Genomic DNA, 18,413 nt, shown 5'->3' on the forward strand with positions numbered 1-18,413 from the left:
TAGCTTACCGTCACTCCTTCGTCACGACCTTTACCAACCGGCCCGGCGTGAGTCGGGCGTCGTCGTCGAGCGCGTTGAGCGTGAGGAAGCGCTCGCGCTGGAGCGTGTCATAGGCCATCTGACGCGCGAACGTGTCGACCGTGTCGCCCGTCTTCACCGTGCGGACGCGGATACGCTTCCCCGATCCCTTGGCGTCATAGGCCAGCCCGTCGAGCGCGCGCAGGAAGCCGGTGTCCTCGGGCGGCGGGTCGAGCATCGGCTTGCCGGTCTGCTGCGCGAGCTGCGCGGCGCGGCGCACACGGTCGGCGCCGTTGGGGTGGGTCGAGGCCCAGCTCGGCAGCTGCTGCCCGCTGCGCCCCGCCACCGCCGACTGCAGCCCGGTCTCGGCGTCGAGCGACGCCAGCATGTCCGCCGCGGCGTAGGGGTCGTAGCCCGCCGCGGTGATGTAGCGCACGCCAAGCGCGTCCGCGGCATATTCCTGCTCGCGGCCGTAGCGCAGCGTGTAGAGCTGCGCCCCGCCGCGCGCGACCGTGCCGGCGAGCTGCCCCGCCGTGCCACTGCCCGCGACCGCGCCGACCACGCCCGCGAGCACGCTGCCGATCGTCGCGGTGCGGTTGCGCGACGCGCTGTGCCGCGCCGCGACATGGCCGACCTCATGCCCCAGCACCGAGGCGAGCTCGGCCTCCGAGTTCATCAGCGCGAGCAGCTGGCGCGTCACATAGACATAGCCGCCCGGGATGGCGAAGGCGTTCTCGACCGGGGAGTCGAGCAGCGTGATGGTGAAGTCGCTCTGCGCGTTGGACAGGCCCGACTGCACCGCGACGCGGCGGCCGACGCGCTCGACCAGCGCCACCTGCGGGCCGCTGTACCGCCCGCCGAACTCCTTGACGAGCTGCGGGTCGGCCTGCGCGCCGGTGGCGCGGTCCTGCTGCGAGATCGACTGCGCGGTCGCCGGCGCCGCGGCCACCAGCGCGGCGGCGAGCATGAGCTGTCGGTACATGGCTGGTCCTCCCGTCGCGGCATCAATGCCACAGCCGGCGCGCGGTTGCAGCGGGACGAGCGCGGCGGGTGAACCGACTTGGAGAGTGAGCGACCTGTTCGGCGACCATGCACCGATTATCGAGCCCGACCGTCACGTCGCGGTGACCGACGGGTGAGAGCCCCGGCTCAGCTCACACCCGCTCCGCCGCGTTCACCGCCTCGGCGGCGCGCAGCGCGGCGAGCAGGCGCATCAGCTGGTGCGCGTCGTGCACCTCGACGTCGATCGTGTTGGTGTGGAAGCGCATGTCGCGGTTGTCGAGCCGCAGGTTGATGATGTTCGCCTTGTGCTGGCCGATGATCGTCGCGAGCATGCCGAGCGCGCCGGGCTCGTTGCGCACCTCGACCGAGATGCGCGCGGTCGCGCCCTCGGTGGCGTCGCCCCATTGCACGTCGATCCAGTCGGTCTCGTCCTCGGAGCGCTCGGCCAGGTCGGCGAGCACGCCGCAGTCGATCGCGTGCACCTCGATCGAGGCGTCGGGCCGGCGCAGCCCGATGATGCGGTCGCCCGGCACCGGGTGGCAGCATTCCGCCAGCTCATAGGCGACGCCCGGCGCGAGTCCCTCGATCGAGATCGCGCTCGACTGCGGCGGCGCCTGCGCCACGTCGGCGCCGGCCGAGCCGGGCATCAGCGCCTCCATCACCTGCGCGTCCGACAGGTGGCGGCGCGCGATCTGCTGGAGCAGCGCGGCCTCGTCGGGCAGCTTGAGCCGCTTGAGCGCCTCGTCGCGCGCGCTGTCGGCCAGCGCCGCGGGGAGGCGCTGGACGATATCGTCGTACAGCTTGCGGCCCAGCGCGATGGTCTGCTCGCGCTCGGTGTTGCGCAGGTGGCGGCGGATCGCGGCGAGCGCCTTGGCGGTGATCGCCACCTTGAGCCAGGCGGGCTGCGGCGTCTGCGCCTTGGAGCGCAGCACCTGCACCTGGTCGCCGTTCTCGATCACGGTCGACAGCGGCACGACGCGGCCGTTGATCTTGGCGCCCACCGCCTGGTCGCCGAGATCGGTGTGGACGGCGTAGGCGAAGTCGATCGGGGTGGCGCCCTTGGGCAATTGGATCAGCTCGCCCTTGGGGGTGAAGGCGAAGATGCGATCCTGGTACATCGCGATGCGGGTATGTTCGAGCAGCTCCTCGGGCGTCGCCGCGGTGTCGAGGATCTCGACCAGGTCGCGGATCCAGTCCTGCTGCGAGTCGGGGCGCACCGGCGCGGCGGCGCCGGGCGACTGTTTGTACGCCCAGTGCGCCGCCAGCCCGAACTCGGCCTCGGCGTGCATCCCGGGGGTGCGCAGCTGGATCTCGATGCGGCGGTTCTCGGCGTGGATCACGCTGGTGTGGAGCGAGCGATAGCCGTTGCGCTTCGGCGTCGAGATATAATCCTTGAATCGCCCCGGCACCATCGGCCAGCGGCGATGGATGATGCCGAGCGCGCGGTAGCAATCCTCCTCGGTCGGCACGATCGCGCGGAACGCCATGATGTCGGAGAGCTGCTCGAAACTGATGTGGCGCTCCTGCATCTTGCGCCAGATCGAGTAGGGATGCTTCTCGCGCCCCGACACCTGCGCCTCCACCCCGGCGCGACCGAGCAGCAGCTTCAGCCCCGAGCCGATCTTGGCGATGCGGTCGCCGCCCGACCCTTCCTTCAGCTGCTCGAGCCGCTTGGTGATCGACTGATAGGCCTCGGGCTCGAGCTGCTCGAAGGCGAGCGTCTGCATCTCCTTCATGAACTCGTACATGCCGATCCGCTCCGCGAGCGGGGCGTAGATGTCCATCGTCTCCTTGGCGATGCGGCGGCGCTTCTCCGGCTTGGGGATGAAGTGGAGCGTGCGCATGTTGTGCAGCCGGTCGGCCAGCTTCACCAGCAGCACGCGGATGTCGCCCGACATCGCCATCAGGAACTTGCGCAGGTTCTCCGCGGCGCGCTCGTTCTCGGTCTGCGCCTCGATCTTGCTGAGCTTGGTGACGCCGTCGACCAGCCGCGCGACGTTGCCGCCGAAGATCCGCGCGATCTCCTCGGGGGTGGCGACCGTGTCCTCGACCGTGTCGTGGAGGATCGCGGTGGCGATCGTCTCGTCGTCGAGCCGGAGCTCGGTGAGGATGCCGGCGACCTCGATCGGATGGCTGAAATACGGGTCGCCGCTCGCGCGCTTCTGCGTGCCGTGCGCGTTGACCGAGAAGACATAGGCACGGTTCAACATCGCCTCGTCCGCCTCGGGATCATAGGCGAGCACGCGATCGATCAGTTCATATTGCCTCAGCACCTATCCAATGTGCTTACATCCACGGTGACAATGCAACAACGATGCCGAAAAAAACGTGTCGGCGTGTTGCCCGGTGGGCGGCGCGGCTATCGCCGGCGGCGCCATCGCGGTAGCGTCGCGCGACGGAGTGGCGTGTGGAACAGCGGCGTTTGCGCGAGAACCTGACCGAATGCAGCCTGCCCGCCGCGCTGGAGGCGATGGGCGAGCGCTGGGCCTTCCTGATCCTGCGCGCCGCCTTCAACGGCCTGCACCATTTCGAGGAATTCCAGCAGGAGCTGGGGATCGCGCGCAACATCCTCGCCAACCGGCTGGCGCGCTTCGTCGCGCACGGCATCATGGAGCGCGGCGCGGTGCCCGAGGACCGGCGCAAGGTGGCCTATCGCCTCACCGACAAGGGCTGGGCGCTGCTGCCGACGATGGTGGCGCTGCGGCAATGGGGCGAGCGCTGGGAGACCGGCTGCCCCGCCGCGCCGGTGCTGGTCGACGTGCGCGACGGCCGCCCGATCCGCCCGGTCGCGGTGCTGAGCCACGACGGCCGCGCGCTCGGCCAGGGCGAGCTGCACTGGGCGCTGGTGGAATAGCGCGGCGGCGTCGCGCGGCTAGCGGATGAAGCTGCCCTCGTTGGGCAGGGTAGCCTCCTCGGCGGTCGGCATCTTGCTGAACAGCGCGCGGTCCTCCGGGCCGAAGGCGTAGCGCCAGATCACGAACAGATAGGCCGCCATCGTCGCCACCACGCCGACCGACACCTGCATCCAGCGCCAGCCCGGCGGCAGCAGCGTGAACGCGCCGCCCACCGCGCCCCCCGCCAGCGCCGCCCACAGCAGCGGCCAGCGCATCGGCGACACCGGCGTACCGAGCAGCCGGCCGAGCACGCGCGCCTTCACGAAGGAGGTGAGCAGCAGCACCAGCAGCAGCGCCACCGGCGCGCCCGCCGCCTGCTCGGTGATGCCGTAGCCGGCGTCGCGGATCACCAGGATGAAGGCGAAGGAGAGCGCGATCTGGATCACGAGCATCGTCGCCGAGATGAGCAGGTTGCGGTGCCGCGCCAGGTAGACCAGCGCCGATTCCGCGACCGCCCCGGTGGAGGCCGCCACCTCGGCGAACAGCAGGAACACCATCGCCGCCGCGCCGCTGGTGAACTGCGGGCCGATCGTCGCCATCACCGCCTTGCGCGGGATCGAGGCGGTGAGCGCCAGCGCGAGCTGCGCGGCGATGATCCAGAACGCCACCTGGCGGACCTGGCGCGCGATCGCGCCGAGATCGCCGCGCGCGATGCTCCGCGTCACCACGGGGCCGAGGATCGGGTCGAAGCTGGTCTTCAGCCGCTGCGGCAGCGAGGCGACCTGCTGCGCCATGTAATAGATGCCCACCACGTTGGGCGCGAAGAGCGTGCCCAGGATCAGCCGGTCGACGTTGCGGCTGCCCCATTCGAGCGCGTCGGCGCCCGCCAGCGGGGTGTTGGCGCGCGCCATCTGCCACAGCACGCTGAGGTGCGGCGACCAGCCGCTCGGCACGCCGTAGCTGCGCAGCAGCGGCACGACGCTCGCGGTGAGCGCCGCCACCATCGACGCGACATAGGCGAGCACCAGCCCGTCCTTGAGCGTGAAGAAGGAGAACAGGAAGGCGAAGATCGACAGTGTCCAGGGCTCGACGATCGCGCGCGCGGTGACGCTGGCCTTGACGTCGTGGCGATAGGCGAGCGCGGCGAGGCTGACGTCGCTGAGCGCGGGCGCGAGGATGATCAGCGGGAAGAAGCGGTCGAGCCCGCCGATCGCCGAGTTCGGGTACATCGCCTGGGGGAAGGCACACAGGACCGCGCTGGCGATCAGGCTGGCGACGAGCGCGAGTGCGAGCGCGTCGAACACGACATGGTTGTGCGGCCGCTCGGCCGAGGAGAGCGCCTGCGCCAGCCCGCGCTTGAGGCCGAGCGTCGCGACCAGCGCAGCGAGCTCGACCACCACGACCGCGATGGCGAACCGCCCGACCAGCGCGGCACCGTAGAGGTGACCCGCGATGAACAGGAAGGGGATGCGCGCGCCCAGCTTGAGGATGAAGCCCGCGACATTGGTGCGCCCGCCCTTGGCGAGCGCGGCGATGTCATCGGGCTGGTCGGTCGCGGTCATGCGGCGCAGTGCCGCGCGCCAAGGTGCGCGGGAGAGGCGGCGTCATATGTTCCGGCGGCGGCCTGCACCTGACAACGCAGGACCCCCGGGCCACGAGCGTCGGCGTCAACGGCTCTGGGTTCCTGCGTGCGCGGGAGCACCGGGCGGGAGCGCAGCGATCCTCCCCGGCACGGGGAGGGCAACCGCTCGCGCAGCGGGTGGTGGAGGGGGGCCGGCCGGGAACGGAGCGGCTCGCGTGCGGAGCCCCCCCGCCACCGGCCTGCGGCTGGTCCCCCTCCCCGTACCGGGGAGGATCGACGACGTTCCCTCAATGCGCCGCCCCCCAGCTCGCGCCGACGCCGATCTCCACGCCCAGCGGCACGTCGAGCGTCACCGCGGGCTCGGCCGCGCCCGCCATCACGCGCTCGATCACCGGGCGCGCCGCGGCGACGTCGCCCTCGGGCAGCTCGAACACCAGTTCGTCGTGCACCTGTAGCAGCATCCGCACGTGGCCGAGCCCCGCCTCGGCCAAGGCCGGCTCCATCCGCGCCATCGCGCGCTTGATGATGTCGGCGCTGGTGCCCTGGATCGGCGCGTTGATCGCGGCGCGCTCGGCGCCCTGGCGCTCGTGCTGCACCTTGCTGCGGATGCGCGGGAAATGCGTCTTCCGCCCGAACAGCGTCGTCGTGTAGCCGCGCTCGCGCACCTGCGTCAGCGTCTCGGCGATATAGCGGTTGATGCCGGGGAAGCGCTCGAAATAGCGGTCGATCATCGACTGCGCCTCGTCCGCGGTGATGTCGAGCCGCCCCGCCAGCCCCCAGCGCGAGATACCGTACAGGATCGCGAAGTTGATCGTCTTGGCCGAGGCGCGCGTGTCGCGCGTCACCTCGCCGAACAGCTCCTGCGCGGTCAGGCTGTGGATGTCGTCGCCGCGCGCGAACGCCTCCCTGAGCTGGGGCACGTCGGCCATGTGCGCGGCGAGGCGCAGCTCGATCTGCGAATAGTCCGCCGCGAGGATGACGTTGCCCGGCTCGGCGACGAAGGCGTCGCGGATCTGGCGGCCCACCTCGGTGCGGATCGGGATGTTCTGGAGGTTGGGGTCGGTCGAGGACAGCCGCCCGGTCTGCGCGCCGGTGAGCGAGTAGCTGGTATGGACCCGCCCGGTCGCGGGGTGGATCTGCTCCTGCAGCGAGTCGGTGTAGGTGTTCTTGAGCTTGGTGAGCTGGCGCCAGTCGAGCACGCGCGCGGCCAGCTCGGCGCCGGGCGAGTCCTTCTCCGCGGCGAGCCGCTCCAGCTCGTTGACGTCGGTGGAATAGACCCCGCTCTTGCCCTTGCGCCCGCCCTTGAGCCCCATCCGCTCGAACAGCACGTCGCCGAGCTGCTTGGGGCTGCCGATCGTGAACGGGCCGCCCGCGAGCGCGTGGACCTGCGTCTCCAGCGCGGCGATCTGCTGGGAGAACTCGTCGGAGAGCTGCGCCAGCCGCTCGCGGTCGACCTTGACGCCGTGGCGCTCCATCCGCGCGATCACCGCCACCAGCGGGCGGTCGACCATCTCGTAGACGCGCGTCGAGCCCTCGATCGGCAGCCGCGGCTTGAAGCGGCGCCACAGCCGCAGCGTGACGTCGGCGTCCTCGGCGGCGTAGCGCGTGGCGGCCTTGAGATCGACCTCGTGGAAGCCCAGCGCCTTCTTCCCCGTGCCGACCACGTCCTTGTAGGCGATGCAGCTGTGCGAGAGGTGGGTCGCGGCGAGCTCGTCCATGCCGTGGCCGTGGCGCCCGGCGTCGAGGTCGAAGCTCATCACGATCGTGTCGTCATAGGGCGCGACGTCGACGCCGAGCCGGCCGAGCACGATCATGTCATATTTGAGGTTGTGCCCGATCTTGAGCACGCTCTCGTCCGCCAGCAGCGGCCGCAGCTTCGCCAGCGCGATGTCGCGGTCGAGCTGCGCCGGCCTCTCCGCGAACATGTCGCTCCCGCCATGGCCGAGCGGGACGTAGCAGGCGAGGTTGGGCGCGAGCGCGAGGCTGACGCCGACCAGCTCGGCCAGCATCGGGTCCTTGGCGGTGGTCTCGGTGTCGATCGCGACCCAGCCCTGGTGGCGCGCGACCTGGATCCAGCGGTCGAGCGCGGTCTCGTCGACCACGGTCTCGTAGCCGTCGTGGTCGCAGGCGGGCTCGTCGTCGTCCGCGGGCGCGCCGACGGTCTCGGGCTGGGTCGCCTCGGCGACCTCGCCGAGCCGGGTGAGCAGCGAGCGGAACCCGTGATGCTCGAGGAAGGCGCGCAGCGGCGCCTGCGGGATCCCCTCGGCGGGCAGCGCGAGCGAGTCGAGCGCGTCGGGCAGCGGCACGTCACAGGCCAGCTCGACCAGCCGGCGGCTCATCCGCGCGGCCTCGGCATGCTCGATGAGATTGTCGCGCAGCTTGCCCTTCTTCATCTCGGGCGCGGCGGCGAGCACCGCCTCGACGTCGCCGTGCTCGACGATCAGCTTGGCCGCGGTCTTGGGGCCGACCCCGGGGACGCCGGGCACGTTGTCGACGCTGTCCCCCATCAGCGCGAGCACGTCGCCCAGCTTGTCGGGGCCGACGCCGAACTTCTCCACCACCGCCTCGGGGCCGAGCCGGCGGTTGTTCATCGTGTCGAGCATGTCGACCGAGGGATCGGTCATCAGCTGCATCAGGTCCTTGTCGGAGCTGACGATCGTCACCTGCCAGCCCTGCGCCAGCGCGGCCTTGGTGTAGCTGGCGATCAGGTCGTCCGCCTCCCAGCCCTGTTCCTCGATGCACGGCAGCGAGAAGGCGCGCGTGGCGTCGCGGATCATCGGGAACTGCGGGACGAGGTCCTCGGGCGGCGCCGGGCGGTGCGCCTTATACTGGTCGTACAGCTCGTTGCGGAAGGTGGACGAGCTCTTGTCGAGGATCACCGCCATGTGCGTCGGCCCGTCGGCCTTGTGCAGCTCGTCGGCGAGCTTCCACAGCATGGTGGTATAACCGTAGACCGCGCCGACCGGCTCGCCGTGCCTGTTGGTCAGCGGCGGCAGCCGGTGGTAGGCGCGGAAGATGTAGCCCGATCCGTCGACGAGATAGAGGTGCGGCATCGCGCTGCCCTAGAACGGATTGGCCGCGTGGGAAACCGGGCTTGTGGTTCCCCTCATCCTGCCCGCGCGGGGGAGGATCGATCGTCGCTCACGTCCCGTCCTCGTCCCCACCCCCGGCGCGCGGCTGGGCGCCGGTGAGCGCGGCGCAGACCTCCTGGATCAGCTGCTGGCGCGCGCGCATCGGCGCGGTGGTGTCGCCGATCATCACCGCGATCGCGTAGCGCCGCCCGTCGGGGGCAGTGAGCAGCCCGACGTCGTTGAAGCCCGCGTTGCGCGCGCCGTAATCCTGCCCCGTCCCGGTCTTGTGCGCCACCTTCCAGCCCGGCGGGGTCGCCGCGCGCAGCCGCGCGTGGCCGGTGCGCGACGCCATCATCGTGTCGAGCAGGATCCGCGTCGAGGTCTCGCTCAGCAGCTCGCCGCGCGCCAGCCGCGCCAGCGCGCCCGCGATCGCCACCGGGGCGGCGCCGTCGGGCGGGTTGTCGATGTAGCGCTGGAGCGCGGCGCGGCGCACCGCGGGGTCGAGCCTGGCGCGCGCCGCCTCGAAGCCGCGCCCCATCGCCATCGACTGGTTCCACGTCAGCCCCGCGGTGCCGCTCTGCAAGAGCCGCTCGCCCGGTCCGAACCTGATCGCGCCGAGCTGGTGCCTGGCGATGAAGCGCCGCACCGCCGCCGGCCCGCCCACCACGTTGAGCAGCCGATCGTTGGCGGTATTGTCGCTCTGCGTCAGCGCGCGGGTGAGCAGCCCGCCGACCGTCGTACGATAGCCGTCGGCGCCGACCAGCCCCGCGATCGGCTGGTGGAACAGCGTGAGATCGTCGCGCGTGACCAGCACGGGATCGTCGAGCGTCAGGCGGCCCTCGTCGCGCTGGGACAGCACCGTCATCGCCACCCAGGTCTTGCTGACGCTCTGCTGCGGCAGGCTGAGCTCGCCGCCCTGCTGCACCACCCAATCCTCGTCGACCGCGACGATCGCCGCGCCCGCCTTGCCGGGGAAGTTGCGGATGAGCTGCTCGACCCGCGCCTGGAGCGCGCGCGGCGCGCCCGATCGGCGCGGCGGGGGGGGCGGCGGCACCACGGCGAGCGGCACCGGGATCGACACCAGCGGCCGGGGCGGCGCGGCGGGGATGAGCGCCGAGCCGGCGCCCGCCCCGCAACCGGCGATCAGCAAGGACCAGCCGAGGATCGCGGCCCGGCGCCCGAAAGTCTTACTACCCATGTCCGCCGCCACTAACCCCGCTTGACTCCCGTCTGTGGACAATAATGGCGCGGACACAAAGTGCTGCGACTCGCCGCTGCGACGATCCTTGGCCGCGGCGCGACGAACGGTGGGGCGGGCGGGCTCCACGGCTCAGGCGCGCGGCACCAGCACGGTGTCGGCGGGCGCGTCGAGCGTCGCCGGCCAGTCGAGCGTATAGTGCAGCCCGCGGCTCTCGTGGCGTTCCAGTGCCGAGCGGACGATCAGCTCGGCGACCTGGAGCAGGTTGCGCAGCTCGATCAGGTCGGGCGTGACACGGAAGTGGCCGTAATAATCCTCCACCTCGCTGCGCAGCAGGTCGATGCGGTGCTGCGCGCGCTCCAGCCGCTTGGTGGTGCGGACGATCCCGACGTAGTTCCACATGAAGCGGCGGATCTCGGTCCAGTTCTGCTTGATCACCACCTCCTCGTCGGAGTCGGTGACTCGGCTCTCGTCCCAGCCGCGCACCTGGGGGGGCGGCGGCAGCGCGTCCCAATGCTGCGCGATATGCTGCGCCGCGGCCTCGCCGAAGACGAAACACTCGAGCAGCGAGTTGGAGGCGAGCCGGTTGGCGCCGTGCAGCCCCGATTGCGTGCACTCGCCCGCGGCGTAGAGGCCGGGCAGGTCGGTGCGGCCGTCGCGGTCCACGACGATGCCGCCGCAGGTGTAATGCTGCGCGGGCACCACCGGGATCGGCTGGGTCGTCATGTCGATGCCGAGGCCGAGCAGCTTCTCGTGGATGTTGGGGAAATGCGCGCGCACGAAGTCGGCGGGCAGGTGGCTGATGTCGAGGTGGACGAAATCGAGCCCGTAGCGCTTGATCTCGGCGTCGATCGCGCGCGCCACCACGTCGCGCGGGGCGAGCTCGAGCCGGTCGTCGTACCAGGGCATGAAGCGCCGCCCGGTGGTGGGGTTGATCAGGTGGCCACCCTCGCCCCGCACCGCCTCGGTGATCAGGAAGTTCTTGACCTCGAGATGGTACAGGCAGGTCGGGTGGAACTGCATGAACTCCATGTTGGCGACGCGCGCGCCGGCGCGCCACGCCATCGCGATCCCGTCCCCGGTGGCGCCGCGCGGCGCGGTGGAGAAGAGGTAGGTGCGCCCCGCCCCGCCCGTGGCCAGGATCGTCGCGCGCGCGGTGTGCACCTCGACCGCGCCGGTGCGCCGATCGATCGCGTAGACGCCCCAGACGTTGCCGGCGCCCGAGTAGCGCTCCTCGTGGCGGCTGGTGGCGAGGTCGATCGCGACCTGATCGGGGACGAGCGTGATGTTGGGGTGCGCCTCGGCGGCGCGCTGGAGCGCCTCCTGCACCGCCCAGCCGGTCGCGTCGGCGACATGGACGATGCGACGGTGCGAGTGCCCGCCCTCGCGCGTGAGGTGGAGCGCACCCCCCTCCTCCGCGAAGGGCACGCCGAGCGCGCGCAGCCGCTCGATCGCGGCGGGGGCGCGCTCGACCACGAACTCGACGATGGCGCGGTCGTTGAGCCCGGCGCCCGCGACCATCGTGTCCTCGACGTGATGCTCGAACGTGTCACCGGGCTCGAGCACCGCGGCGATCCCGCCCTGCGCCCAGGCGGTGCTGCCCTCGTTGAGCGCGCCCTTGGCGAGCACCGTGACCCGGAAGCGGTCGGCGAGGTTGAGCGCCGCGGTGAGCCCGGCCGCGCCCGAGCCGACGATGAGGACGTCGCTCTGAGTCATGCGCGCGGGCCGCGAATGTTGCGAATGTTGAGTCGCTGGCGCGGGTGGCGCGGGGTGCGAATGTTGAGTCGGCGGCGGGCGGGGCGCGGGCGGCGGTCGGGCTCGAGGACGGACATGACGCCCATGTGGCACAGCTGCGGCCGTTTAGGACAGCGCCACGTGAAGACGACGATCCTCCCCGCTCCGCGGGGAGGGGGACCGCCGGCCGCAGGCCGGTGGTGGAGGGGCGCTTCCTCACTCGCTGCACTTGGTTAAGCGAACTCGCGGACGCCGGAATTCGCGGAGAGCCCCCTCCACCACCGCGCTGCGCGCGGCGGTCCCCCTCCCCGTGCCGGGGAGGAATTGTGGCGCCTCACTCCCTCGCCACCACCCGCGGCAGGCGGTCGATCGGCTCGACCGTGATGTCGCGGAACCAGGTCTCCGCGCCCTCCGACTGGAGCTGGACGCTGCCGTGCGTCAGCGGCGCGCGGTGGCCCGCGGCGTCGACCGTCGCCAGCCCTTCGACCACCATCACCGGCACGCCGTTGACGACGTGCACCGCGCGATCGCCGAGGACGTAGAGGTCGAGCGTGTTCCACTGCCCCTCCGGCTTCTCGGCGTCGCGCGCGTTCTCGACGTTCCACACCAACGTACCGTTGACGATCTCGACCGGGCGGCCGCCGAGGCGATAGCGCACCGGGGGCGACACCAGCGACGGGTCGAGCGCCGCGGTGGTGCGGAGGCGCACGTCGCGCCCGACCGCCACCGCCATGCCGGTCGATCCCCTCATGATCTCGAACTCGACCGAGGGCTGCCACGTGCCGAACACCTCGCCCGGCGCGCCGTGCGTGTGGTAGAGCAGGCCGTTGTTGGGCGGCTGGCCGAGCCGCGGCGCCCAGCGCCGGGCGCCCCAGCGATACTGGAGCCGCAGGTGATAGTCGCGCAGGTCGGCCTCGTGGACGAGCGCGCCCCAGGTCTCGCCCTTGACCCACAGCGCGGGGCGGCCGTCGATCCGCCGGACCGCGAAGTCGCCCGCGGTGTCGCGCGTCGTGCCGACCGGCGTGGCGCCGGGCGAGTCGCGATAGGTCACCGACGGGTCGGGATAGCCCAGCCACGGCCGCCAGCCGGCGAGGTCGCGCCCGTTCAGCAGCGCGCGCGCCGGGCCGGTGGCGCGGGGCACGTCGGCGAGGACGAGCGTCTGCGCGCGCGCGACGGTGTCGCCGACGATCGCGCGCGCCTGGGCGAGCTGCTCGGGGGTGGCGGGCGCCTGCGCGGCGGCCGGGGCGGAGAGTGTCGCGGCGGCGAGCGCCATGAAGATCGGTCGCACTTCGTTCCCCTCCCGTGACGTCGTTTGCCGGAGGGTATCGCAGGCGCACGTCGCGAGAACAATGAGGTTTGGGAACGTTCCCGTGCCGGGTTCGTCGCTAGCGCCGTTCTGTCGATGGGGGTGAGCGAACGGCAATGCCGCAGCCCGCGCGTTCTTGCGAGCCGCCCCGACCCAGTCGTCATCCCCGCGCAGGCGGGGACCGATACACGCCGACGTCGCGGCTCTCAGCGGGACCTGCGCGTCTGGGTTCCCGCCTCCGCGGGGATGACGGGGAGGAGGATCGCCGACGATCTGCGACGCCCATGGGTGTAACCGTCGGCCGAGCTTCGACGCCTCAGGATCTCAGATGGATCACACGCTCAGCGCAGCACCCACTCGCCCAGGAAGACCACCGCGTCGGCGGCGAACTGCGCGAGATAGACGGCGGCGGTGAAGGCGGCGGCCGCCCCGACCACCACCGCGCCCTGCTCGCCGACATGTTTGATCGTCGTCATGGCTCATCCTCTCCTATTCGGAGCCGGGGCCACGGTTCCCGGGGTCGCCCGGCTCTGTATCTCCTATAGCGCGTCGCGGCCGGCTTGACCATCGTGCGGCGCAGCATCGGTGCAGCGACGGCAGCACCCCGCGCCGACGAAAAAGAGCCCGGTATGTCGCCATACCGGGCCGAGGAGCGTCCGCAGGAGGAACGTCGTGGGCGGGCGGCGGCCGAGGCGCCGCCCGCGAACTCGTCAGTAATTGTAGGCGCGCTCGCCGTGCTCGTTGATGTCGAGCCCCTCGCTCTCGACCTCCAGCGAGGGACGCAGCCCCATCGTGGCCTTCAGCCCGAGGAACAGCACCGCCGAGACCCCGCCCGACAGCACCAGCGTCAGCACCACCGCCTTGACCTGGGTCCAGACCTGGTGCGCGATGTCGTAGCTGCCCGCGACCGAGGGGAACTGGGTGTAGTCGAACCAGCCCTGCCCGCCGAGCGACGGCGCCGCGACGATGCCCGTCCCGATCGCGCCGACGATCCCGCCGACGCAGTGGATGCCGAAGACGTCCAGCGTGTCGTCGTAGCCGAGCTTGTTCTTCACCGTGGTGACGAAGAAGAAGCAGACCGCGCTCGCCACCATGCCGAGGATGATCGAGGTCATCGGCGCGGCGAAGCCCGCCGCCGGGGTGATCGCGACCAGCCCCGCCACCGCGCCCGACACGCCGCCGAGCAGCGACGGCTTCTTGTGGACCAGCTGCTCGATCACCGCCCAGGCGACCGCCGCGCCCGCGGTAGCGACGAAGGTGTTGATGAAGGCGAGCGCGGCGACGCCGGTGGCCTCGAGGTTGGAACCCGCGTTGAAGCCGAACCAGCCGACCCACAGCAGCGAGGCGCCGATCATCGTCATGGTCAGCGAGTGCGGCGGCATCGGCTCGCTCTTGTAGCCGTGGCGCTTGCCGATCACGAGGCAGCCGACCAGCCCGGCGATGCCGGCGTTGATGTGGACCACGGTGCCGCCCGCGAAGTCGAGCGCGCCCCAGCCGTACAGCAGGCCCGCGTCGGTCGGCGCGTCGGCCAGGAAGTCCGGGCCGGCCCAGTACCAGACCATGTGCGCCATCGGGAAATAGACGATCGTCAGCCACAGCACGACGAAGATCAGCAGCGGGGTGAACTTCACCCGCTCCGCGAAAGCGCCGACGATCAGCGCCGGCGTGATGCAGGCGAAGGTCATCTGGAAGCAGATGAAGGCATATTCGGGAATGTAGACGTTGTTGCTGAAGGTCGCCGCGAGCGAACTGGCGTTGACGCCCGTCAGGAACGCCTTGGAGAGGCCACCGACGAACGCGTTGCCGCTGGTGAAGGCGAGGCTGTAGCCCCAGCTCACCCACACCAGGCTGGCGACCGAGACGATCATCAGCACCTGCATCAGCACGCTGAGCATGTTCTTGGTGCGCACGAGACCGCCGTAGAACAGCGCCAGGCCGGGCACCGACATCATCAGCACCAGCGCGGCCGAGATCATCATCCAGGTGGTGTCACCCTTGTTGACCATCGTCGCCATCTGCGTCGCGTTGGGCGCGCGCACCGGTCCGCCGGTCTGCGCCAGCGCGGGCACGGCGGCCAGCGCCGCGATCGTCGCCACCGCCCCCGCGGCGGCGAGCTTCTTCGAGAGTGTCATCGCGTCCCCCCTCATAGCGCGCTGTCGTCGGTCTCGCCGGTGCGGATCCGCACCGCCTGGCCGACGTCGAGCACGAAGATCTTGCCGTCACCGATCGCGCCGGTGTTGGCCGCGGCCTGGATCGCCTCGACCACGCGGTCGGCGATGTCGCTGCCGCAGACGATCTCGATCTTGATCTTGGGCACCATGTTGGTGCTGTACTCGGCGCCGCGGTAGATCTCGGTCTGGCCCTTCTGCCGACCGAACCCCTTGACCTCGGACACCGTCATCCCCGCCACGCCGACCGCGGTGAGCGCTTCCCTCACCTCGTCGAGCTTGAACGGCTTGATGATGGCTATGACCAGCTTCATCGCGCCCCCTTCCGTTTACCCGGGAGAACGCTTCGCAAGGCGCGTGCCAGATGACGGGACGGGTGCTTTGGCAGCGGGGCCGGTCGGTGCCGCTGCAGGGCGGTTTGCCGCGCCCGTTCCCCGCTCGTCGTCATCCCCGCGGAGGCGGGGATCCCTGAACGCTGACGTGGCGGCTCTATTCTCCAGCGTCCGCGTGTCTGGAACCCCGCCTCCGCGGGGATGACGATGTGAGTGGGTCGAGGGTCTTCAGGAGAGCAGGAGGTGAGGATGGTCTCGGACGAGAGCTCACCAGGCCCCGTTAACCACTGTTAAACTTTTGTGCACCGCCGCGCGACTGCCCGAAAATCAGGCACCCTGCGCCACCGCGCGCGCCGCCTCGAGGTCGTCCTCGTCGACCATCACGCGCACCGGGATCAGCAGCCAGCTGCCGTCCGCGATCGAGGCGCCGCCATCGAAGGCGAGCGCGTCGATGCCCTCGGACTCGAGCCGGCCGACCAGGATGTTGGCGAGGTTGCGGTCGTAGCGGCCGAGCTCCACCAGCGCCATCAGGCCGGCGCCACGGTCGGGTTGCGCACCGGCAGCCCGTCGATGCTCGCGGTACGCACCGCATATTTGGCGAAGCGCGCCGAGTCCGGGTTGGCGGCGTGATATCGGTTGAGCGTCGTCCGCTCGCGCTCGAACGCCATGTGCGGCACGCCCCACCCGCACGAGGTCTGGACCTGCTCCACCGCCACCACGAAGATCTGCCGCGTGCCCGGCAGCAGCGTGAAATGGCCGGCGAGCGCGCCCCACTCGGCGTCCTGCGGCAGCACCGCGCGCCCGCGACCGTAGAGGCGGAAGATCAGCGCGGGGTTGTCGAACGCGCAGAACATGATGGTGATGCGCCCGTCGGCGAGCAGGTGCGCGTTGGTCTCGTTCCCCGAGCCGGCGACGTCGAGATAGGCGACGGTGGCGTCGTCGAGCACGCGGAACGTGTCCATCCCCTTGGGGCTGAGATTGATCCGCGCGCCCTCGGCGGCGGTGGCGACGAAGAACACCGGCTGACGCGCGACGAAGGCGCGATGCTCGGCGGTGAGCGCGGGGAAGAACTCGGCCATGACGGTCTGGCTCCGGTTTGACGCGCATCATCCACGCGCATATTCTACGCGCATGAAACATGATCGCCTCGCCTCGGGCAAGCGCCGGTCGGTCAACATGACGATCGACACCGGCGTGGTCGCCGCCGCGCGCGAGGCGGGGATCAACCTGTCGCAGGTGGCCGAGGCGGCGATCCGCGAGGCCGCGCAGGCGGAGCGTGATCGCCGGTGGCGCGACGACAATCGCGCGTGGATCGAGGCGAACAACAAGTGGGTCGAGGAGAACGGCCTGCCGCTGGAACGCTATCGTCTGTTCTAATGGCCAAGTTCGACGTCTACGTGACGACGCGCGGCGGGCTGGTCCTGGATTGCCAGGCGGACGTGCTAAGCGGGCTCAACAGCCGCTTCGTCGTCCCCCTGAGCGACGATGCGGGCGACGAGACGATACGCGGGCGTCCGGATCGCCGACTCAACCCCCGCTTCCAGATCGACGGCCGCTCGTACACGATGTTCACGCATCTCGCCGCCGCCATACCCACGATGGAGCTGCGGTCGCGCCGCGCGTCCTTGGCGGCGCATGACTATGAGGTCGGCGCCGCGCTCGACATGCTGATCTCCGGCTTTTAGCGCCGCGTGCCCGTGCTCACGCCGTGCCGCCGACCGTCAGCCCCCCGATCAGCAGCGAGGGCTGGCCCACGCCCGCGGGGACGCTCTGCCCGCCCTTGCCGCACATGCCGATGCCCTCGTCGAGCGCGAAATCGGTGCCGACGCCCTGCACCTTGGTCAGCACGCTCGGCCCGTCGCCGATCAGCGTCGCGCCCTTGATCGGCGCGCCGATCCGACCGTCCTCGACCAGATACGCCTCGGTGCAGGAGAAGACGAACTTGCCCGAGACGATGTCGACCTGACCGCCGCCGAACGACTTGGCGAAGATGCCGCGCCTCACCCGCGACAGCAGCTCGGCCGGGTCGTCCTGCCCCGCCTTCATGAAGGTGTTGGTCATGCGCGGCATCGGCGCGTGCGCGAAGCTCTCGCGGCGGCCGTTGCCGGTCGGTGCCACGCCCATCAGCCGCGCGTTGAGCCGGTCCTGCATATAGCCACGCAGCACGCCGTCCTCGATCAGCAGCGTCTCGCCCGTCGGCGTGCCCTCGTCGTCGATCGTGAGGCTGCCGCGGCGGTCCGCGATCGCGCCGTCGTCGACGATCGTCACGCCCGGCGCGGCGACGCGCTCGCCCAGCCTGCCCGAGAAGGCGCTGGTGCCCTTCCGGTTGAAGTCGCCCTCCAGCCCGTGGCCGATCGCCTCGTGCAGCAGGATGCCGGGCCAGCCCGCGCCGAGCAGCACGGTCATCTCGCCCGCGGGCGCGGCGACCGACTCGAGGTTCACCAGCGCCTGTGCCAGCGCCTCGTCGATCGCGCGCTGCCAGGTCGCCGGCTCGAGCAGCCGGTCGTAGAGGTAGCGCCCGCCCAGGCCGAAGCTGCCGGTCTCGCGGCGGCCGTTCTGCTCGGCGACGATCGAGACGTTGAGCCGCACCAGCGGGCGCACGTCGGTCGCGACGAACCCGTCCGGGCGAACGATCTCGACGACGCTCCACGTCCCCGACAGACCGACCGACACCTGCGCCACGCGCGGGTCGCGCGCGCGCGCCGCGGCATCGATCGCCTGGCAGAGCGCGACCTTGTCGGCGAAGGGGACGAGGTCGAGCGGGTCGGCGTCGGTGTAGCGGCGCTGGTTGGTGTGCGACGGCGCGGCGGCGCGCGGCCGCGCCGAGGGATCGATCAGCCGCATCGTCGCGGCGGCCCGCTCGATCGCGGCGGCGCTCAGCTCGTTGGCGTGCGCGAAGGCGGTCATCTCGCCCGAGACCGCGCGCAGGCCGAAGCCGGCGTGGGTGTCGTAGCTCGCGGTCTTGAGGCGACCGTCGTCGAAGCCGAACGCCTCGGCGCGACGATATTGCAGGTAGAGCTCGCCGTCGTCGGCGCGGTCGAGCGCGGCGGCGGTGAGCCGCAGCGCCGCGTCGGGATCGAGCGTGTCGCGGTAGAGGAAGGAGCGCGGGTCGGTCATCGAACCAAGATAGGGGCGCGGGCGGCCGCGCGCCACTCATGAGGCGGGATT

At 71.0% G+C, this 18,413-nt stretch carries 16 protein-coding genes; 3 read left to right on the forward strand and 13 right to left on the reverse strand.

Annotated elements, in window-relative coordinates:
* Positions 1 to 10 precede the first annotated feature (10 nt).
* A complete protein-coding gene (locus tag KZ813_RS11490) occupies positions 11 to 1,000 on the reverse strand; it encodes a M48 family metalloprotease (RefSeq protein ID WP_219755106.1) in 990 nt (329 codons plus the stop codon).
* 172 nt (positions 1,001 to 1,172) lie between these two features.
* A complete protein-coding gene (locus tag KZ813_RS11495; protein WP_219755107.1) occupies positions 1,173 to 3,293 on the reverse strand; it encodes a RelA/SpoT family protein in 2,121 nt (706 codons plus the stop codon).
* Between the two features lie 197 nt (positions 3,294 to 3,490).
* Here KZ813_RS11495 and KZ813_RS11500 point away from each other — a divergent pair, with 197 nt between their 5' ends.
* Complete coding sequence (locus KZ813_RS11500; protein WP_219755160.1) at positions 3,491 to 3,874, forward strand: winged helix-turn-helix transcriptional regulator; 384 nt, start codon at positions 3,491 to 3,493, stop codon at positions 3,872 to 3,874.
* Positions 3,875 to 3,892: 18 nt separating this feature from the next.
* On the opposite strand, the gene KZ813_RS11505 is transcribed toward KZ813_RS11500, so the two are convergent.
* The 10 genes from KZ813_RS11505 to KZ813_RS11545 all read right to left on the reverse strand — a co-directional run bounded on the left by KZ813_RS11505 (position 3,893) and on the right by KZ813_RS11545 (position 16,324).
* Complete coding sequence (locus tag KZ813_RS11505) at positions 3,893 to 5,416, reverse strand: lipopolysaccharide biosynthesis protein (RefSeq protein WP_219755108.1); 1,524 nt, start codon at positions 5,414 to 5,416, stop codon at positions 3,893 to 3,895.
* A gap of 307 nt (positions 5,417 to 5,723) precedes the next feature.
* Positions 5,724 to 8,489, reverse strand: a complete 2,766-nt coding sequence (polA, locus tag KZ813_RS11510) for a DNA polymerase I (RefSeq protein WP_219755109.1) — start codon at positions 8,487 to 8,489, stop codon at positions 5,724 to 5,726.
* An 88-nt stretch (positions 8,490 to 8,577) separates the two neighbouring features.
* Positions 8,578 to 9,705, reverse strand: coding sequence for a serine hydrolase (locus tag KZ813_RS11515; RefSeq protein WP_219755110.1), 1,128 nt, complete (start codon positions 9,703 to 9,705; stop codon positions 8,578 to 8,580).
* 132 nt (positions 9,706 to 9,837) lie between these two features.
* A complete protein-coding gene (gene nadB, locus KZ813_RS11520; RefSeq protein ID WP_219755111.1) occupies positions 9,838 to 11,421 on the reverse strand; it encodes an L-aspartate oxidase in 1,584 nt (527 codons plus the stop codon).
* A 352-nt stretch (positions 11,422 to 11,773) separates the two neighbouring features.
* The gene (locus KZ813_RS11525; RefSeq protein ID WP_308461869.1) at positions 11,774 to 12,727 is read right to left on the reverse strand and encodes a 3-keto-disaccharide hydrolase; all 954 of its coding nucleotides are present in this window, start codon (positions 12,725 to 12,727) and stop codon (positions 11,774 to 11,776) included.
* 359 nt (positions 12,728 to 13,086) lie between these two features.
* Positions 13,087 to 13,221, reverse strand: a complete 135-nt coding sequence (locus KZ813_RS20150; RefSeq protein WP_258046665.1) for a hypothetical protein — start codon at positions 13,219 to 13,221, stop codon at positions 13,087 to 13,089.
* A 234-nt stretch (positions 13,222 to 13,455) separates the two neighbouring features.
* Positions 13,456 to 14,877, reverse strand: a complete 1,422-nt coding sequence (locus KZ813_RS11530) for an ammonium transporter (protein ID WP_219755112.1) — start codon at positions 14,875 to 14,877, stop codon at positions 13,456 to 13,458.
* An 11-nt stretch (positions 14,878 to 14,888) separates the two neighbouring features.
* Positions 14,889 to 15,227: a P-II family nitrogen regulator gene (locus KZ813_RS11535; RefSeq protein WP_219755113.1), complete on the reverse strand. Its 339-nt coding sequence runs from the start codon at positions 15,225 to 15,227 to the stop codon at positions 14,889 to 14,891.
* Positions 15,228 to 15,572: 345 nt separating this feature from the next.
* Entirely contained in the window at positions 15,573 to 15,773 is a 201-nt protein-coding gene (locus KZ813_RS11540; protein ID WP_219755114.1) for a putative signal transducing protein, read from the reverse strand.
* Positions 15,773 to 16,324, reverse strand: coding sequence for a pyridoxamine 5'-phosphate oxidase family protein (locus tag KZ813_RS11545; RefSeq protein WP_219755115.1), 552 nt, complete (start codon positions 16,322 to 16,324; stop codon positions 15,773 to 15,775). Before KZ813_RS11545 ends, KZ813_RS11540 begins: the two co-directional genes overlap by 1 nt.
* Positions 16,325 to 16,376: 52 nt before the next feature.
* Here KZ813_RS11545 and KZ813_RS11550 point away from each other — a divergent pair, with 52 nt between their 5' ends.
* Together KZ813_RS11550 and KZ813_RS11555 are read left to right on the forward strand one after the other, a co-directional pair.
* Positions 16,377 to 16,622, forward strand: coding sequence for a type II toxin-antitoxin system CcdA family antitoxin (locus KZ813_RS11550; protein WP_219755116.1), 246 nt, complete (start codon positions 16,377 to 16,379; stop codon positions 16,620 to 16,622).
* On the forward strand, positions 16,622 to 16,930 hold the full coding sequence (locus tag KZ813_RS11555) for a CcdB family protein (protein ID WP_219755117.1): 309 nt from the start codon (positions 16,622 to 16,624) through the stop codon (positions 16,928 to 16,930). The genes KZ813_RS11550 and KZ813_RS11555 overlap by 1 nt, the downstream gene beginning before the upstream one ends.
* A gap of 16 nt (positions 16,931 to 16,946) precedes the next feature.
* On the opposite strand, the gene tldD is transcribed toward KZ813_RS11555, so the two are convergent.
* A complete protein-coding gene (gene tldD / locus KZ813_RS11560) occupies positions 16,947 to 18,362 on the reverse strand; it encodes a metalloprotease TldD (protein WP_219755118.1) in 1,416 nt (471 codons plus the stop codon).
* Positions 18,363 to 18,413: the final 51 nt, after the last annotated feature.

Source organism: Sphingomonas folli (genome assembly GCF_019429525.1).
Classification (GTDB): domain Bacteria; phylum Pseudomonadota; class Alphaproteobacteria; order Sphingomonadales; family Sphingomonadaceae; genus Sphingomonas; species Sphingomonas folii.

What these genes read in the sequence shown, in the direction of transcription:
- KZ813_RS11505 (WP_219755108.1), bottom strand. Translation starts at nt 5,416, where the DNA reads ATGACCGCGACCGACCAGCCCGATGACATCGCCGCGCTCGCCAAGGGC.
- KZ813_RS11550 (WP_219755116.1), top strand. Translation starts at nt 16,377, where the DNA reads ATGAAACATGATCGCCTCGCCTCGGGCAAGCGCCGGTCGGTCAACATG.
- KZ813_RS11555 (WP_219755117.1), top strand. Translation starts at nt 16,622, where the DNA reads ATGGCCAAGTTCGACGTCTACGTGACGACGCGCGGCGGGCTGGTCCTG.
- KZ813_RS11490 (WP_219755106.1), bottom strand. Translation starts at nt 1,000, where the DNA reads ATGTACCGACAGCTCATGCTCGCCGCCGCGCTGGTGGCCGCGGCGCCG.
- tldD (WP_219755118.1), bottom strand. Translation starts at nt 18,362, where the DNA reads ATGACCGACCCGCGCTCCTTCCTCTACCGCGACACGCTCGATCCCGAC.
- KZ813_RS20150 (WP_258046665.1), bottom strand. Translation starts at nt 13,221, where the DNA reads ATGACGACGATCAAACATGTCGGCGAGCAGGGCGCGGTGGTGGTCGGG.
- KZ813_RS11540 (WP_219755114.1), bottom strand. Translation starts at nt 15,773, where the DNA reads ATGGCGCTGGTGGAGCTCGGCCGCTACGACCGCAACCTCGCCAACATC.
- KZ813_RS11515 (WP_219755110.1), bottom strand. Translation starts at nt 9,705, where the DNA reads ATGGGTAGTAAGACTTTCGGGCGCCGGGCCGCGATCCTCGGCTGGTCC.
- nadB (WP_219755111.1), bottom strand. Translation starts at nt 11,421, where the DNA reads ATGACTCAGAGCGACGTCCTCATCGTCGGCTCGGGCGCGGCCGGGCTC.
- KZ813_RS11545 (WP_219755115.1), bottom strand. Translation starts at nt 16,324, where the DNA reads ATGGCCGAGTTCTTCCCCGCGCTCACCGCCGAGCATCGCGCCTTCGTC.
- polA (WP_219755109.1), bottom strand. Translation starts at nt 8,489, where the DNA reads ATGCCGCACCTCTATCTCGTCGACGGATCGGGCTACATCTTCCGCGCC.
- KZ813_RS11500 (WP_219755160.1), top strand. Translation starts at nt 3,491, where the DNA reads ATGGGCGAGCGCTGGGCCTTCCTGATCCTGCGCGCCGCCTTCAACGGC.
- KZ813_RS11535 (WP_219755113.1), bottom strand. Translation starts at nt 15,227, where the DNA reads ATGAAGCTGGTCATAGCCATCATCAAGCCGTTCAAGCTCGACGAGGTG.
- KZ813_RS11530 (WP_219755112.1), bottom strand. Translation starts at nt 14,877, where the DNA reads ATGACACTCTCGAAGAAGCTCGCCGCCGCGGGGGCGGTGGCGACGATC.